Here is a 13,515-nt window from a genome sequence, read left to right as displayed (position 1 = left end):
CTGCTCGATCGCCGCTCGGTTCCCGCTCGGTCGCCGCTCGGTTCCCGCGCACGGAGCGGCTCAGGCGAGCGCGGTCACGCCGACCGACTCGCGCTCGAGCAGGGAGCGCTTGACGTCGAGCCCCCACGCGAAGCCGCCGAGCGTCCCGTCGGACCGCAGCACCCGGTGACACGGCACGAAGAGCGCCGGGGCGTTCCGCGCGCAGACGCTCGCAGCCGCGCGGACGGCGTCCGGTCGCCCCATGGCCGCCGCGAGCTCGGTGTACGTCAGGACGGTGCCGGCCGGGATCGCGCGGAGCTGCCGCCAGCCCTCGGCGAACAGGTCGGTGCCGTGCTGCCGGACCGGGACCCGCATCGCCGCCTCGACCTCGCCGGCGTAGAAGGCCTCGACCGCCTCGGCCGCACGCACCCGGCCGTCGGTCAGCCGTCGTGGGCGGTGCCGGTCAGCCAGCCGCGCGAGCAACCGTGCGGAGTCGTCGGTCCACCCCGACGCGAGCACGTACCCCTCGTCGTCCTCGAGCACCGTGAAGGGGCCGTCGGGGGTGTCGAGCGTCTGGATGGTCGTCGTGGGCTCGGTCATGCTGTCTCCTCCTGGTGGTCCGTCGCCGCTGCTGCCTCCGCCGTCGCGCTCGCGCGGTCGACGATCGGACGCCAGCAGTGCATCGTCAGGTAGCTCCGCCACGGCGCCACCTGCTCCGACCGTAGGGAGAGCTCGCGGGCGCCACCGGGCAGTCCGAGTTCCTGTGCACCGTTCCGCACGGCGAGGTCGCTGTGCAGGAACACGTCCGGGTGGTGCCGGACCCGCAGGGCCACGTAGTCCGCCGTCCACGGCCCGATGCCCTTCACCGCCAGGAGCCCGGCGCGCAGCTCCGCGAGGGACTGTCCCGCGTCGACGACGAGCGACCCGTCGGCGAGCGCCGCCGCGACGCGCAGGATCGTGTCCACCCGTGCCGCGGGTCCCCGCAGGACCTCGTGCCCGCGGGTCGCGATCGTCGTCGCGGTCGGGAACAGCAGCCCGTCCTCGGCCAGCCCCGGGTCGACCGACTCCCCGAGGGCTGCGACGAGCCGGGTCTGTGCGGTGCGGGCGGCGGCCACGGAGACCTGCTGCCCGATCAGGGTGCGGAACACGACCTCGTGTGCGTCGACGGCGCCGGGGAGGCGGATGCCGGGGACCCGGGCGACCGCCGGGGCGAGGACGGGGTCCGTGGCGAGGACGGCGTCGACCGCCTCGGGGTCGGCGTCGAGGTCGAACAGGGCCCGCACCCGCGCCACGAGGGTCGGCAGGTCGGAGAGCGTCGTGAGCCGGACGCGCAGGGCGACCCCGACGCGCCCCGCGCCCCTGCCGACCCCGTCGGTGGCGGGGGCCGAGGCGGTGAAGCGGGCCGGGCCTCCCGGCAGGGCGACGAGGCGACCGTAGGCCGTGACGCGGCCCGAGGCGTCCCGCTCGACGTGCTCCAGCCCCGGCAGCGCGTGGAGCGCGTGCCAGTCGAGCAGGCCCTGCAGGTCGAAGGGCGCGCGGGCGGGGAGGTGGACGTGCAGCCAGCCGTCGTCGGCCGACGCCGGGCGGTCGGTCCGGCGCGCGCGGAGCTCGGAGGGGGTGAGGGCGAAGACCTCGCGCACGGTGTCGTTGAACTGCCGGACGCTCGTGAAGCCGGAGGCGAACGCGACGTCGGCCACCGGCAGGTCCGACGAGGTCAGGAGCGTCCGCGCGGTCTGTGCACGGTGCGCCCGGCTGAGGGCCTTCGGTCCGGCCCCGAGCTCCTCGGTCATGATCCGGCCCAGCTGCCGCTCGGAGTACCCGACGCGGGCGGCCAGGCCGGGCACCCCCTCGCGCTCGACGACGCCGTCGAGGACGAGTCGGACGGCACGGCCGGCGACGTCCTCACGGAGGTCCCACTCCGGGCTGCCCGGCGTCGCCTCGGGCAGGCAGCGCTTGCACGCGCGGAAGCCGGCGAGGTGGGCGGCGGCACTCGTGCGGTAGAACGTGACGCCCTCGGCGCGCGGGGTCCGGGCGGGACAGCTCGGGCGGCAGTAGATGCCGGTGGAGTGCACGGCGGTGACGAACTGGCCGTCGAACCGGGCGTCGCGGGAGGCGACGGCGCGGTGGCGCTCGGCGTGCAGCTCGTCGGGCTGCGCGTCGGGCTGCGGCTCCGTGCCGGGTGCGGGGTTCGTCACGCGGTCAGCCTGGCACGGGCCCCCGACAGGTACTGGCGGGAATCGGACACGGCAGCGGGGCGGCGGTGTGCACCGGCGGTCGGCGGTTGTGTCGAGACGGCGGCGTCGCGTCGAGACGCACCGTTCGCTCCGAGACGCCGCGGGATCCGGCCGCGTCTCACAACCTTCGCGGCGTCTCGCGCGCACGCCGGCGTCTCACCACGGCAGCGGGGCAGCGGTGCCGGCCGGGAGGCACGACTACCGTGGGCGCCGTGACCTCCGTCGACGACGTGGCCGGCCCCGGCGACCTGCCCTTCCGCACCGACGTCGAGGTCGCGATGCTGCTCGTCTCCCCGCACCACCGCTACGAGGGGCGCCCGGCGGACGGGGCGCTGCCGGCCGCGGGCCCGGAGCTCCGCGACCGGATCGAGCTCCGGGCGGGACTCGGCATCGTCGGTGACCGCTACTTCGCCGCACGGGCGCACGTGCACGCCACCGTCACGGTGATCGGTCTCGAGGGGCTCGACGCCGTGGCCGAGGCGGTGGGTGCCCCCGTCGACCCCGCGGCGACCCGGCGCAACGTGTACCTGCGGGGTGCCGACGTCGAGGCACTCCGGGGTTCGCCGTTCTCGCTCGAGAGCCCGGGGTCCGGCGGTCCGGTGTCCTTCCGCGGGTACCGGCCGGCGAACCCGTGCGCCTGGATGGACCACGAGGTGGCTCCCGGCGCGTTCCGGGCGATGCGCGGTCTGGGCGGGGTTCGCTGCGACCCGGAGTCCGACGGCGTGCTCACCCTCGGGCCCGCGGTGCTCCGCACGGCGCGCCCCGTCGCGCTCTGACGGACGGGTGTGCCCGGCGCTCCCGCCCGTTCCGGCCGTTCCGGCCGTTCCGGGGAACGCACCGTGGGCGGCACTTCGCAGCGCCGTAGCCCTGCGAGGTGCCGCCCATGGTGCGTGGTGCGAGCGGGTCAGGCGGTGAGCGCCTGCTCGATCGCGTCGACGAACGCCGGCAGGTCGTCGGGGTTGCGCGACGTGATCAGGCCGCCGTCGACCTGGACCTCCTGGTCGACCCACTCGGCGCCGGCGTTGCGCACGTCGGTCTGCAGCGAGGGGAACGAGGTGATGGTCTTGCCCTGCAGCACACCGGCCTCGATGAGGGTCCACGGGCCGTGGCAGATCGCGGCGACGGGCTTGCCCGCCTCGGCGAAGGCCTTCACGAGTGCGACCGCGTCCGAGTCCTGGCGGATGGTGTCCGCGTTGATGGTGCCACCGGGGACGACGAGTGCGTCGTAGTCGCCTGCGCCGCTGACACTGCCGATGGTGGTGTCGACGGAGACCGACTTGCCCGGGTCCTTGTCGCCGACGAGGGTCTCGATCGAGCCGGACTCCTGCGCCGCCACCGTGACGTCGGCACCGCGCTCGCGGAGCTGGTCGGTGGGGACGACGATCTCGTCCTGCTCCACGCCGTAGTTCGTCGCGATGACGAGGATCTTCTTGCCGTCGAGGGCTGCCATGGTCGCTCCTTCCGCTGCCGGGGGTCTCCCGGCGCGATGTCCACGGTCGTCCGGACGGCCTGGGGACGTTCGCAGTCCGGAGCCGACGTTCAGCCCCGGATGCGGAAAGCGGACCCCTCGCGGACGACCTCGATGCCGTCGTACCCCGTGATGCGCGGCAGCCCTGCGGTGACCGGTGCCTCGAGCGTCCCGACGACGACGGTCGTGGCTCCGGAGGCGACGGCGGCCTCGACCCCGGCGGGGGCGTCCTCGAACGCCAGGCACCGCTCCGGCGGCACCCCGAGCAGCGCGGCACCACGCAGGTAGCCCTCGGGGTGCGGCTTGCTCCGCTCGGCGTCCTCCGAGGGCACGAGTGCCTCGGGCACCGGGACCCCCGCGGCCCGCATCCGCTCCACCGCGAGCTCCCGCGGCGCGCTCGTGACGAGGGCGACCGGCACACCGGTGTCGAGCAGGCGCTGCACGAACGCGGCCGCTCCCGGCACCTCGACGATGCCCTCGGTGTACCCGATCTCGGCGGCGATCATCGTCGCGACGATCGCCCGCTGCTCGTCCGGGGCCAGGTGCGGCAGGAAGCGCTGCACGGTGTCGATCGTCTGCCGCCCGTGCGAGAAGCCGAGGATGTCGGTGGGGTCGATGCCGTGCTCCGCACCGAAGCGGCTCCACGCCTCCTCGACCACGGCGGTCGAGTCGACGAGCGTCCCGTCCATGTCGAACAGCACCCCGGACACCACGACGTCGATCACGCGTCCGACCCTAGCCGCTACCGGTCGCCCGGCCGCCGGTCTCGAACGATCACAGCACCCGCAGCGACGATCAGCGCCAGGGTCGTGATCCACACCACCGCTGGGACCTCTCGGAGCGCGGGGACCATGTGGCCGCTCACCATGACGACCGCAGCGCAACCACAGAGCACGGCAGCGACGATCGAGCCGCGCCGGGTCGATCGGCGACTCACCCTCGGCTCGCCTTCCCCGCGCAGAAGGAGATCGTCCCACTGGTCGCCGCGCCGGCAGCAGTGATGCAGGCGATGCAGCCGACACCCGCTGTGACCAGGCATGCTGCAGAACACGCGATGGTGAGGGCCGTGATGGCCCATGCTGCGACCCCGGCACTGTTCAGGCACGACGAGAACCGGCTCCACCAGGTCGAGCGCGCCGCCGGTCCGGCTGCGACGTCACGATCGAGACCGGCGATCCCGTTGATCCAGGTCTGCAGGCGACCCGAGTCAGCCGTCTTCGGCGTCAGGACCAGCTCGCTCCAGGTCCTGATGTGCCCGCCGTCGAGGACGGCCGTGACGCTGGACTCGGGCAACACGTCGGCACCCTCAGCGAAGGGCAGCCGGAGGACCGTCCCGTCGACCGTCACGAAAGCCTGCGCTCGTGCGAGGTCGAGGGGGAGCCCGCTCGAGGACGTCCGTCCCGAACCGGACCAGACCGCCACCGCCGCCGTGGTCTCGCTGTCGGTGAGTGCTTCCCACGACTGCGCCTGCTCGACGAGGTCGCGGATGCCCCGCTCGGTCGAGGTCGTCGAGGACCTCGGGGCAGCGGCCGCTGGGTCGGGCGCAGTCACGAGACCGCTGACGAGGGCAACGACGACGGCTCCCGTCGCGACGAGTGGCCGGGCGGTCAGGGGCGTGGGGAAGAAGATCGAGACCATGCCAGGAGCCTACTGGCATGTCAGGTTTCAGTACCGGAGCCCGTCACCGTTCGGCACGGTCGCGCACCCACCGGGTCAGCAGCACACCGCCGTCGCCGAGCAGCACGTGCGCGGGCCGCATCCGGCGCAGCTCCGGCGAGGACCCGGTCGCGATGCGCGGACCCTCGCCGCCCTCGAGCGTCGGGTCGATCGTCAGCGTCAGTTCGTCGACCGCGTCGGCGGCGACGAGCGCCCCGAGGAACGACGGACCGCCCTCGCAGTGGATCCGGTCGAGGCCCCGAACGGCCAGGGCGTCCCGCACGGCACCCACGTCGACAGCATCCGAGCCGCAGTCCACGACGTCCGCGACGGACGCCAGGGCCTGCCCGGACGACGACGCGGCACCGGACCCGGACGTCAGCACGATCGGCCGCACCGGAGCCTCGGTGAACACCCGCGAGCCCGCGTCCAGCGACGCGGAGTTCGTGACGATCGCGAAGACCGGGTGGTCGGGCATCCCGTTCGCGCGGCGCCAGGCGACGTCCTCGTCGCGCAGCACCATCGGGCCGTACTCCTCGTCACGCACGGTGCCGGCGGCCACGAGCACGACGTCGGCGACCCGGCGGAGCAGGTCGAACACGCGCAGGTCGTCGTCCCCGCCGAGGGACGCCGTGCGACCCGACGCGGACGCCGAACCGTCCAGCGTCGCGACGAAGTTCACCCGCAGCCAGGGGCCGTCGGGGACGTCCCCTGCGTACCGGTCGAGCAGCTCGTCGTCGGACAGGTCGGCGATCGACGCCGGCAGGGAGGGGCTGGTCACGTGTTGTGCCTCGTTTCCACGGGTTCGCGCCAGCCGAGGACCGCCTCGACCATGCGCATCGCGTCGACGCTCTCGACGACGTCGTGCATGCGGACGATCCGGGCACCGAGCATCGCGCTGACGGTCGCCGCGGCGAGCGACCCCGACAGGCGAGCACCACGGGCGCGCCCGAGGGACTCCCCCACGAAGTCCTTGTTCGACACCGCTGCGAGCACCGGGAACCCGAGCGCGACGACCTCGGGCAGCCGTCGGGTCAGCTCGAGCGTGTGCACGGTGTTCTTGTTGAGGTCGTGCCCGGGGTCGACGATGATCCGCGACTCGGGGATCCCCGCTGCGAGCGCACGGTCGACCCGCTCGCGCAGGAAGTCCACGACCGAGGCGGTCACGTCGGCGTACGTCGGCGGCGTCGGCAGCTGCTGGCGCGGCGGGGCGGTCGAGTGCGTGATCACGACGGTCGCGTCGGAGTCGGCGACCACGGACGCCATCCGCGGGTCGGACAACCCCGTGGTGTCGTTGACGACGCTGGCCCCCGCGGCGATCGTCGCCGCAGCGACCTCGGGCCGGAAGGTGTCGACCGAGATCACGACGTCGGACTGCTCGGCGAGCTGGGACACGACGGGCAGCACCCGGTCGATCTCGTCGTCGGCGGACAGCTCGGGCCCCGGCGCGAACTTGACCCCGCCGATGTCGACCCAGTCGGCGCCCTGGTCGGCCGCGCGGACGGCGGCCTCGACGGCCCGGTCGAGTGCGAAGGTCGCACCCTTGTCGTGGAACGAGTCCGGCGTGCGGTTCACGATCGCCATCACGGCGATGCGGTGGTCGAAGTCGAAGGTGCGGCGCCCGATGGTGCGGACCGGGTCGCGCAGGGCCGGCACGACCCAGCCGGCTGCGGGTGTCACGGCCTGGAGGCCCGTGGTCGGCTGCTCGCTCGTCATGCGTCCGCCCCGTGGTCGGTCCCGGCGCCCGTCCCGATGAGCGCGATCGCCTCGGCCCGCCCCGACGCCTCGGCCAGGCTGCCGGTCGCGGCGACGGTCACCGTCGACGAGCCCGACTGCCGTTCGCCGCGGGCGGTGACGCACTGGTGCGTCGCGTCGAGCACGACGAGCACGCCGTCGGCGTCGAGCCCCTGGGCCACCGCCGACGCGACCTGCTCGCCGAGACGCTCCTGCAGCTGCGGCCGGGAGGCCACGGCGTCGAGCACGCGCGACAGGGTCCCGAGGCCGATGAGCTGCTCGCCCGGCGCGTACGCCAGGTGGGCGACGCCGATGAACGGCAGCAGGTGGTGCTCGCACATCGAACGGAACCGCACGTCGCGGACGACCACGAGCTGCCCGCGCTCCCCGTCCTCGGAGTGCACGGCGCCGGAGCGGGCGATCGCGGTGGCGTCGACCCCCATGCCGGCGAAGAACTCGGCGTACGAGTCGGCGACGCGCGCCGGGGTCCGTTCGAGCTCGGGGCGGTCAGGGTCGTCGCCGACGGCGAGGAGGAGCTCGCGCACGGCGGCTTCGACCCGCGCGCGGTCCAGACGTTCGTTCACGCTCTCATCCAACACCGTCGGATGGCCGCAGAACGCGGCCGCCTGTCGGACGCACCGTCCCCCGGGTCGGTGACCCGCGCCTCCGGGCCGGTGCCCTGCAGCGACACACGAGCCGCTCGGACTCCCAGCGTTCTGTAAACTCGTTCGGTGAGCGCCCAGCAGACCGACACCCCGCCCCGGAACCGCTTCGCATCCGGCCTCGACCGCTTCTTCTCGATCACGCACCGCGGGTCGAGCATCCCCCGTGAGATCCGTGGTGGTCTCGTCTCCTTCGTGACGATGGCCTACATCGTCATCCTCAACCCGCTGATCCTCGGCGGGTTCAGCCAGGACCAGGCGCCGCAGGACGTCCTCGGCGGCTGGCTGCAGAACGCGCAGGTCGCTGCCGCGACCGGCCTCGTCGCCGGTGTGATGACGATCGCGATGGGCCTCGTCGCGAACCTGCCGTTCGGCATCGCCGCGGGCCTCGGGATCAACTCGTTCCTCGCCGTGAGCGTCGTGCACCAGGTCACCTGGGCCGAGGCGATGGGCCTCGTCGTCATCAACGGTGTGGTGATCGTGATCCTGGCGTTGACCGGCATCCGGACGATGATCTTCACGGCCGTGCCCGCGCAGCTCAAGGCCGCGATCACCGTCGGCATCGGTCTGTTCATCGCGTTCATCGGACTCGTCGACTCGGGGTTCGTCCGCACCACGAAGAACGCCTCGCCGCCGCTGCAGCTCGGTGAGGACGGCTCCGTCGCGGCCCTGCCCACGATCGTGTTCCTGATCGGCCTGGTCATCATCGGCACGCTCATGGCCCGCCGGGTGAAGGGCGCGCTGCTCATCGGCATCATCGGCACCACCGTGATCGCCATCGTCCTGCAGGCGATCTTCAAGGTCCCCACCTCGGTCGACTCCCCCACCGGCTGGAACCTCAACGCCCCCGGCCTGCCGAACGCCCTCTTCGCGCTGCCGGACCTGTCGCTCGTCGGGCACGCCGACGTCTTCGGAGCGTTCACCCGCATCGGCCCGGTCGCCGCGTCGATGCTCGTCTTCACCCTCGTCTTCACGAACTTCTTCGACGCGATGGGCACGATGACCGGGCTCGCGAAGGCCGCCGGTGTCGCGAAGCCCGACGGCACCTTCCCCCGCCTGAAGTCGGCGCTCGTCGTCGAGGGTGCCGGCGCCATCGCCGGTGGTGGCGCGTCGGTGTCGTCGAACACGGTCTTCATCGACTCGGCGTCGGGCATCGGCGAGGGAGCCCGCACGGGCATGGCCTCGGTCGTGACGGGCCTGCTGTTCCTGGCGTCGATGTTCCTCACGCCCCTGACCCAGGTCGTTCCGCTCGAGGTCGCGGCCGCCGGACTCGTCGTCGTCGGTGCGCTCATGGTCGCGCAGGTGAAGGACATCGAGTGGAGTGACTTCGGGGCTGCGCTGCCGGCGTTCCTGACGATCGTCGTGATGCCGCTGACCTACTCGATCGCGAACGGCATCGGCGCCGGCTTCATCAGCTGGGTGCTCATCAAGCTGCTGTCCGGCCGCGGCCGCGAGGTCTCCTGGCTCCTCTACGTCGTCGCGGCGGGCTTCCTGCTGTACTTCGCGCGCGGGCCGCTCGAGGCGCTGCTCGGCGTCGGGTAGCGCGCTCCCGCTTCCGCGTCCCGCGCTTCCCGCGCTCTCCACGAGACGCAACGTGGGCGGTTCTTCGCAGCGACGTTCCGCTGCGAGGGGCCGCCCACGGTGCGTTCCGCGAGAGTGCCTCCGGTACGTCCGGTACGTCCGGTACGTCCGGCCTGGAGGCGCGTCGTCAGTCCGACACGTCCGCCGGCTTGGCCTCGTGGCGGCGTCGGCCCGGGGTGCGCCGGTCCTCCTTCATGCCCGCCTCGTACAGGTGGCGCTTGCCGCCGACGAGCTGGTCGCGGGCGGTCTGCTCGAGCTCCTTGGCGAGGGCGTAGTAGTTGTCGTCGTAGTCCTCGACGATCTGGAACGTCCACCGCCCGTCGATGACGTTGCGGCCGACCAGCTCGGTGTCGATCCGCTCGGCGAGCTCGGTGTGGCCAGCCTTCCGGAGCTGTTCGACGGCCTCGCCGAGGTTCAGGTCCGCGGTCCCGGTGAGTCGGTGGAACCCGTAGAGCAGGCCCCGTGCGTGCTCGAGCACCTCGAGTGCGGCCGACAGCGTGCCGAGCGCCTCGACCGTCGCCTCGGACACCCCCTCGGGCACCACGTGTGCGTCGTCCGGTCCCTGTCCGTCTGCTGCCTGGCCGTCTGCGTCGCGCTCGTCCGTCATGCTCCTCGTCTACCGGAGCGTCGCTCGGGTCGCTCCGAGCAAGTGCGGGACGGGCTCCTTCGTCGCGTTCGGCTGGTGCGGTCGTGCGCTGGTTCGACTCGCTCGCGCACGACCGCAAGCGCGTCGCACCACGGAACTCCGTGGTGCGACGTGCTTCCGGTGGTGCGGCGTGACGACGGACCGCGCCGCCGCGAGCGCTGCCGACCGGCTGGCCGGCCGGCCGACCGGCCGACCGGTCGGCCGACCGGGCTACGGGACCGGGACCGTCGGCGGCACGGCCGCGGGCGCCGTCGCCGTCGGGCGCTCCATGAGCCGCCAGGACCCACCGAGCAGCGGCGACAGCGTGACGATCGTGTAGACGACCGCCACGACGCCGAACGTCGCGGTCACCCCGATGCCGTCCGCAGCGATGCCCCCGAAGAGTCCGCCGAGCGGGATGCCCGCCCACGACCCCGCCGACAGGAGCCCGAACACCCGGGCCCGCATGTGCGACGGGATGCGCTCGAGCTCGACGGCCCCCAGGATCGGGTTGAGCGCGCCCGCCGCGAAGCCCGACAGCACGCACGCGCCGAGCACCCACGGCAGCCCGAGCCCGAGCGCCGGCACCGCGAGCGACGGCCCGCCGGCCAGGACGAAGCACACCACGAACGTGATCCGCCGGGGCACCCGGTGCGCCACGTACCCGAACGCGAGGGATCCGAGGAACGCCGCACCACCGAAGGTCCCGCTGACGATCCCGAGCGACTGCGCGCCGTCGAGCACTCGGTCGGCGTAGAGCGGGAGCAGCGCTGTCGAGCGCGCCGCGTCGAGCAGGTTCGTCACGAGCACGAGCGTGATGACGAGCCGGAAGAGCGGGTCGCGCACGCAGAAGCGCAGCCCGGCGCCGAGGTCGCGCCAGTACCCGGCGGACGGCTCGGCGGCGCCCGCGTCGGTCGCGGGAGCGACGACGACACCCCGCAGCGTGACGGCGGCGAGCACCGCTGCCGCCCCGAACACGGCGGCGGTCACGGCCAGTGCGGGCAACGGCCCGACGGCGCCCACGAGCAGTCCCGCCGCGGGGGCGCCGAGCAGCACCGAGAAGCGCACCGACGCCTCGAAGTGGCCCACGGCACGCTCGAGCGGGATCCCCGCCGCCGTCGCGAGTCCCGGCAGGAGCACCCGCCGGCCCGACTCCCCCGGGGTGTCGAACAGGCCGCCGAGGAACACGAGCACGAGCAGCGCCCAGGCCGGCAGCCCGACGGTCCACGCCAGGAGCGGGATCGCGACGAGCGTCGCGGCGCTGACCAGGTCGGACGCCACGCTCGACCGGACGAACCCGAAGCGCTCGACGAGCACGCCGCCGAAGGCCCCGCCGAGCACGATCGGGATCGTCGCCGCGAAGGCCGCGATGCCGACGTCCGTCGCCGACCCGCCGCGGGAGAGCACCACAAACGGCACCGCGATCGTCGTCGCGACGTTCCCGGTCCGCGAGACCACCTGGACGGCGAGCAGCGACCGCAGCCGCCAGTGCGCGTTCACGGGCGCGCCGACCGGTAGCTCTGGACGACCGCGGTGACCCGCTCGGCACCGTCGCCGGGTTCGTGCTCGGCGCTCCGCGCCTCCCACCGGTCGAGGACGCCCTGCAGCTCCGACCCGAGGGCACGCAGCTCGTCGACCGTCAGCCGGAGGGTCCGGTCACCGCTGTTCGACGCCGCGACCCACTCGCGCCCGAAGGCCGGGACGTGGTCGAGGAACGCCGTGTACTCGTCGGCGTACGCCTGCGCGACGGTCCGGTCGAGCGCAGTGCCGGCGACCATCCGGTCGGGGTCGTCGAAGCCGTCCGCGAGGTCCCACGACGTGTGCTGCGCGACCGCCCGCCACCAGCGCTCACGTCGGTCGGTGCCGAGCTCGGGTGCGGGCTCGATGAAGCCGGCGTCGGCCAGGCGCTTGCAGTGGTAGCTGATCGTCCCCGGTGCCTCGTCGACCTGCTCGCCGAGCATCGCCGCGGTCTGCGGGCCACCGGTCCGGAGCAGCCCGACGAGCCGCAGCCGGGTCGGGTGGGCGAGCGCGCGCATCTGCGCCGCGTCGTCGAGTCGCTGCACGTCCATGGCTCGACCATAGGTGCACAACACGTCTTGTGCAACGTTTCTTGCGCAATGGTCGTTGCGGATCAGTCGGGAGGCTCGCCCCACCGCCGCCGGGCAGGCTACGGTTCCGGCATGGCCAGGTGGGTCGCGCTGCTGCGTGGGGTGAACGTCAACGGGATCACGATCCGGAACGCCGAGCTCGCGGCGCTGTTCGGGGGTCTCGGGTACACCGACGTGCGGACGGTGCTCGCCTCGGGCAACGTCGTGTTCACGGCACCGGGCGACGCGTCGGCGGTGCAGACCGCCGTCGAGCAGGCCCTGCGGGACCGCTTCGGGTACGACGCCCGGATCGTCCTCGTCCCGCACGAGCGACTCGCCGAGGTCGTCGACGGCTTCCCGTTCGACTCCGCCCCCGACCGGCACGACCACGTCGTCTTCGGCTCCGACGACGCCGCCCTCGACGGCCTGGTCGCCGACCTGTCGCTCGACGACGGTGTCGAGCGGGTGGCCCGGGGCGACGGTGTCGTCTACTGGTCCTGCCCGAAGGGCTCGAGCACCGACACCGCGTTCGCGAAGCGGGCCGCCGCCGCGCGCTTCCGGCGCACGACGACGACCCGCAACACGAACACCCTGCGCAAGCTGCTCTGAGCCGCGCGTCGGACGGTCAGGACTGCGCGGGCTGCCCGTTGCTCGCGGTCGTCCCGCCGTCGACCGGCAGGATCGCTCCCGTGATGTAGGACGCAGCGTCGCTGGCCAGGAACAGGACCGCTGCAGCGACCTCCTCCGAGCGCCCGCCGCGACCGAGCGAGACACGCTCCGCGAACGCGTGCTGGAGCTCCTCGTCCTCGGCCTGCTGCTGGGTCATGTCCGTCCAGATGAGGCCCGGCGCGACCGCGTTCACCCGGACACCGAACTGCCCGTTGTCGAGCGCCGCGGCCTTCGTGAAGTTCGAGACGCCGCCCTTCGCCGCGTTGTACGGGCTCATCCGCCAGTCGGCGTCCATCCCGGAGACCGATGACGTGTTCACGACCGACCCCTTGGTCTCCCGCAGGAACGGCAGCGCCGCGCGCGTGCCGTAGAACACGCTCGACAGATCGGTCTCGATGACCCGGTGCCACTCGTCGGGCTCGATGTCGGTGATGTCGCCGGAGGTGAAGGTGCCGGCGTTGTTCACGAGCACGTCGACGCGGTCCCACCGATCCACCGCGTTGGACACGATCGTCTCCCACGCCGCCGGGTCGGCCACGTCGGCCTGCAGCGCGACCGCACGACCGGTCGGCAGGCTGTCGGCGACGGCACGGACCTTGTCCTCGACACTGTCGACGAGCAGCACGGCAGCTCCCTCGTCGACGAACGCCCGCGCGGTGGCCTCGCCGATGCCCGACCCGGCTCCCGTGACGATCGCGACCTTGCCCTCGAACCGCTTGTCCATGTGTGTCTCCTCTCGATGCACTGCTCGTGCCGCAGGAGACGCCGTCGGCCCGGGGGCACGGACGACCACGGTGCCCGCACCCGCCTGGGCGCGTGT

15 protein-coding genes are annotated in these 13,515 nt (G+C 73.2%); 3 read left to right on the top strand and 12 right to left on the bottom strand.

All coding sequences use genetic code 11. From position 1 onward, the window contains the following. Window positions 1-60: 60 nt before the first annotated feature. Together M3666_RS10365 and M3666_RS10360 are read right to left on the bottom strand one after the other, a co-directional pair. Window positions 61-579, bottom strand: coding sequence for a methylated-DNA--[protein]-cysteine S-methyltransferase (locus M3666_RS10365; protein ID WP_209684879.1), 519 nt, complete (start codon window positions 577-579; stop codon window positions 61-63). Then, window positions 576-2,120, bottom strand: coding sequence for a DNA-3-methyladenine glycosylase 2 family protein (locus tag M3666_RS10360; protein WP_251155280.1), 1,545 nt, complete (start codon window positions 2,118-2,120; stop codon window positions 576-578). The genes M3666_RS10365 and M3666_RS10360 overlap by 4 nt, the downstream gene beginning before the upstream one ends. Window positions 2,121-2,491: 371 nt before the next feature. Here M3666_RS10360 and M3666_RS10355 point away from each other — a divergent pair, with 371 nt between their 5' ends. Further along, the gene (locus M3666_RS10355; RefSeq protein ID WP_251155279.1) at window positions 2,492-2,989 is read left to right on the top strand and encodes a molybdenum cofactor biosysynthesis protein; all 498 of its coding nucleotides are present in this window, start codon (window positions 2,492-2,494) and stop codon (window positions 2,987-2,989) included. A 128-nt stretch (window positions 2,990-3,117) separates the two neighbouring features. Here the strand turns inward: M3666_RS10355 and M3666_RS10350 are convergent, their stop codons facing one another. The 6 genes from M3666_RS10350 to folE all read right to left on the bottom strand — a co-directional run bounded on the left by M3666_RS10350 (window position 3,118) and on the right by folE (window position 7,655). Continuing rightward, entirely contained in the window at window positions 3,118-3,663 is a 546-nt protein-coding gene (locus M3666_RS10350) for a type 1 glutamine amidotransferase domain-containing protein (RefSeq protein ID WP_058750492.1), read from the bottom strand. A gap of 89 nt (window positions 3,664-3,752) precedes the next feature. Beyond that, window positions 3,753-4,406 carry an HAD-IA family hydrolase gene (locus M3666_RS10345; RefSeq protein ID WP_066657171.1) on the bottom strand — a complete coding sequence of 218 codons (654 nt, stop codon included), beginning with the start codon at window positions 4,404-4,406 and terminating at the stop codon, window positions 3,753-3,755. 208 nt (window positions 4,407-4,614) lie between these two features. Continuing rightward, on the bottom strand, window positions 4,615-5,319 hold the full coding sequence (locus M3666_RS10340) for a hypothetical protein (protein WP_066657173.1): 705 nt from the start codon (window positions 5,317-5,319) through the stop codon (window positions 4,615-4,617). A 43-nt stretch (window positions 5,320-5,362) separates the two neighbouring features. Next, window positions 5,363-6,118, bottom strand: a complete 756-nt coding sequence (locus M3666_RS10335; protein ID WP_251155173.1) for a pyrimidine reductase family protein — start codon at window positions 6,116-6,118, stop codon at window positions 5,363-5,365. Next, entirely contained in the window at window positions 6,115-7,053 is a 939-nt protein-coding gene (gene folP, locus M3666_RS10330; RefSeq protein ID WP_251155172.1) for a dihydropteroate synthase, read from the bottom strand. The genes M3666_RS10335 and folP overlap by 4 nt, the downstream gene beginning before the upstream one ends. Beyond that, a complete protein-coding gene (gene folE / locus M3666_RS10325; RefSeq protein ID WP_235426399.1) occupies window positions 7,050-7,655 on the bottom strand; it encodes a GTP cyclohydrolase I in 606 nt (201 codons plus the stop codon). The genes folP and folE overlap by 4 nt, the downstream gene beginning before the upstream one ends. Window positions 7,656-7,802: 147 nt before the next feature. Between folE and M3666_RS10320 the strand changes: the two genes are divergently transcribed. Next, the gene (locus M3666_RS10320) at window positions 7,803-9,275 is read left to right on the top strand and encodes an NCS2 family permease (protein WP_209684873.1); all 1,473 of its coding nucleotides are present in this window, start codon (window positions 7,803-7,805) and stop codon (window positions 9,273-9,275) included. A gap of 166 nt (window positions 9,276-9,441) precedes the next feature. Here the strand turns inward: M3666_RS10320 and M3666_RS10315 are convergent, their stop codons facing one another. From M3666_RS10315 to M3666_RS10305, 3 genes are all read right to left on the bottom strand, one after another. Further along, a complete protein-coding gene (locus M3666_RS10315) occupies window positions 9,442-9,921 on the bottom strand; it encodes a hypothetical protein (RefSeq protein ID WP_251155171.1) in 480 nt (159 codons plus the stop codon). 249 nt (window positions 9,922-10,170) lie between these two features. Then, window positions 10,171-11,439: an MFS transporter gene (locus M3666_RS10310; protein ID WP_251155170.1), complete on the bottom strand. Its 1,269-nt coding sequence runs from the start codon at window positions 11,437-11,439 to the stop codon at window positions 10,171-10,173. Next, window positions 11,436-12,008 carry a transcriptional regulator gene (locus M3666_RS10305; protein WP_251155169.1) on the bottom strand — a complete coding sequence of 191 codons (573 nt, stop codon included), beginning with the start codon at window positions 12,006-12,008 and terminating at the stop codon, window positions 11,436-11,438. The genes M3666_RS10310 and M3666_RS10305 overlap by 4 nt, the downstream gene beginning before the upstream one ends. A gap of 111 nt (window positions 12,009-12,119) precedes the next feature. Here M3666_RS10305 and M3666_RS10300 point away from each other — a divergent pair, with 111 nt between their 5' ends. Next, window positions 12,120-12,635 (top strand): DUF1697 domain-containing protein, encoded by a 516-nt coding sequence (locus M3666_RS10300; RefSeq protein WP_251155168.1) that lies wholly within the window; start codon window positions 12,120-12,122, stop codon window positions 12,633-12,635. 16 nt (window positions 12,636-12,651) lie between these two features. Here the strand turns inward: M3666_RS10300 and M3666_RS10295 are convergent, their stop codons facing one another. Then, window positions 12,652-13,419: an SDR family NAD(P)-dependent oxidoreductase gene (locus M3666_RS10295; RefSeq protein ID WP_251155167.1), complete on the bottom strand. Its 768-nt coding sequence runs from the start codon at window positions 13,417-13,419 to the stop codon at window positions 12,652-12,654. Window positions 13,420-13,515 lie beyond the last annotated feature (96 nt).

The sequence above is a fragment of the Curtobacterium sp. ODYSSEY 48 V2 genome, from assembly GCF_023712625.1.
In the GTDB taxonomy this organism is placed as follows: Bacteria; Actinomycetota; Actinomycetes; order Actinomycetales; family Microbacteriaceae; genus Curtobacterium.
The sequence above is the reverse complement of the archived record's forward strand: the minus strand, read 5'-3'. Positions and strand labels throughout refer to the sequence as shown.

Bases quoted from the DNA above. Each gene is read 5' to 3' on its own strand.
- M3666_RS10355 (WP_251155279.1), top strand. From the start codon at position 2,492: ATGCTGCTCGTCTCCCCGCACCACCGCTACGAGGGGCGCCCGGCGGAC.
- M3666_RS10315 (WP_251155171.1), bottom strand. From the start codon at position 9,921: ATGACGGACGAGCGCGACGCAGACGGCCAGGCAGCAGACGGACAGGGA.
- folP (WP_251155172.1), bottom strand. From the start codon at position 7,053: ATGACGAGCGAGCAGCCGACCACGGGCCTCCAGGCCGTGACACCCGCA.
- M3666_RS10295 (WP_251155167.1), bottom strand. From the start codon at position 13,419: ATGGACAAGCGGTTCGAGGGCAAGGTCGCGATCGTCACGGGAGCCGGG.
- M3666_RS10305 (WP_251155169.1), bottom strand. From the start codon at position 12,008: ATGGACGTGCAGCGACTCGACGACGCGGCGCAGATGCGCGCGCTCGCC.
- M3666_RS10300 (WP_251155168.1), top strand. From the start codon at position 12,120: ATGGCCAGGTGGGTCGCGCTGCTGCGTGGGGTGAACGTCAACGGGATC.
- M3666_RS10365 (WP_209684879.1), bottom strand. From the start codon at position 579: ATGACCGAGCCCACGACGACCATCCAGACGCTCGACACCCCCGACGGC.
- M3666_RS10350 (WP_058750492.1), bottom strand. From the start codon at position 3,663: ATGGCAGCCCTCGACGGCAAGAAGATCCTCGTCATCGCGACGAACTAC.
- M3666_RS10340 (WP_066657173.1), bottom strand. From the start codon at position 5,319: ATGGTCTCGATCTTCTTCCCCACGCCCCTGACCGCCCGGCCACTCGTC.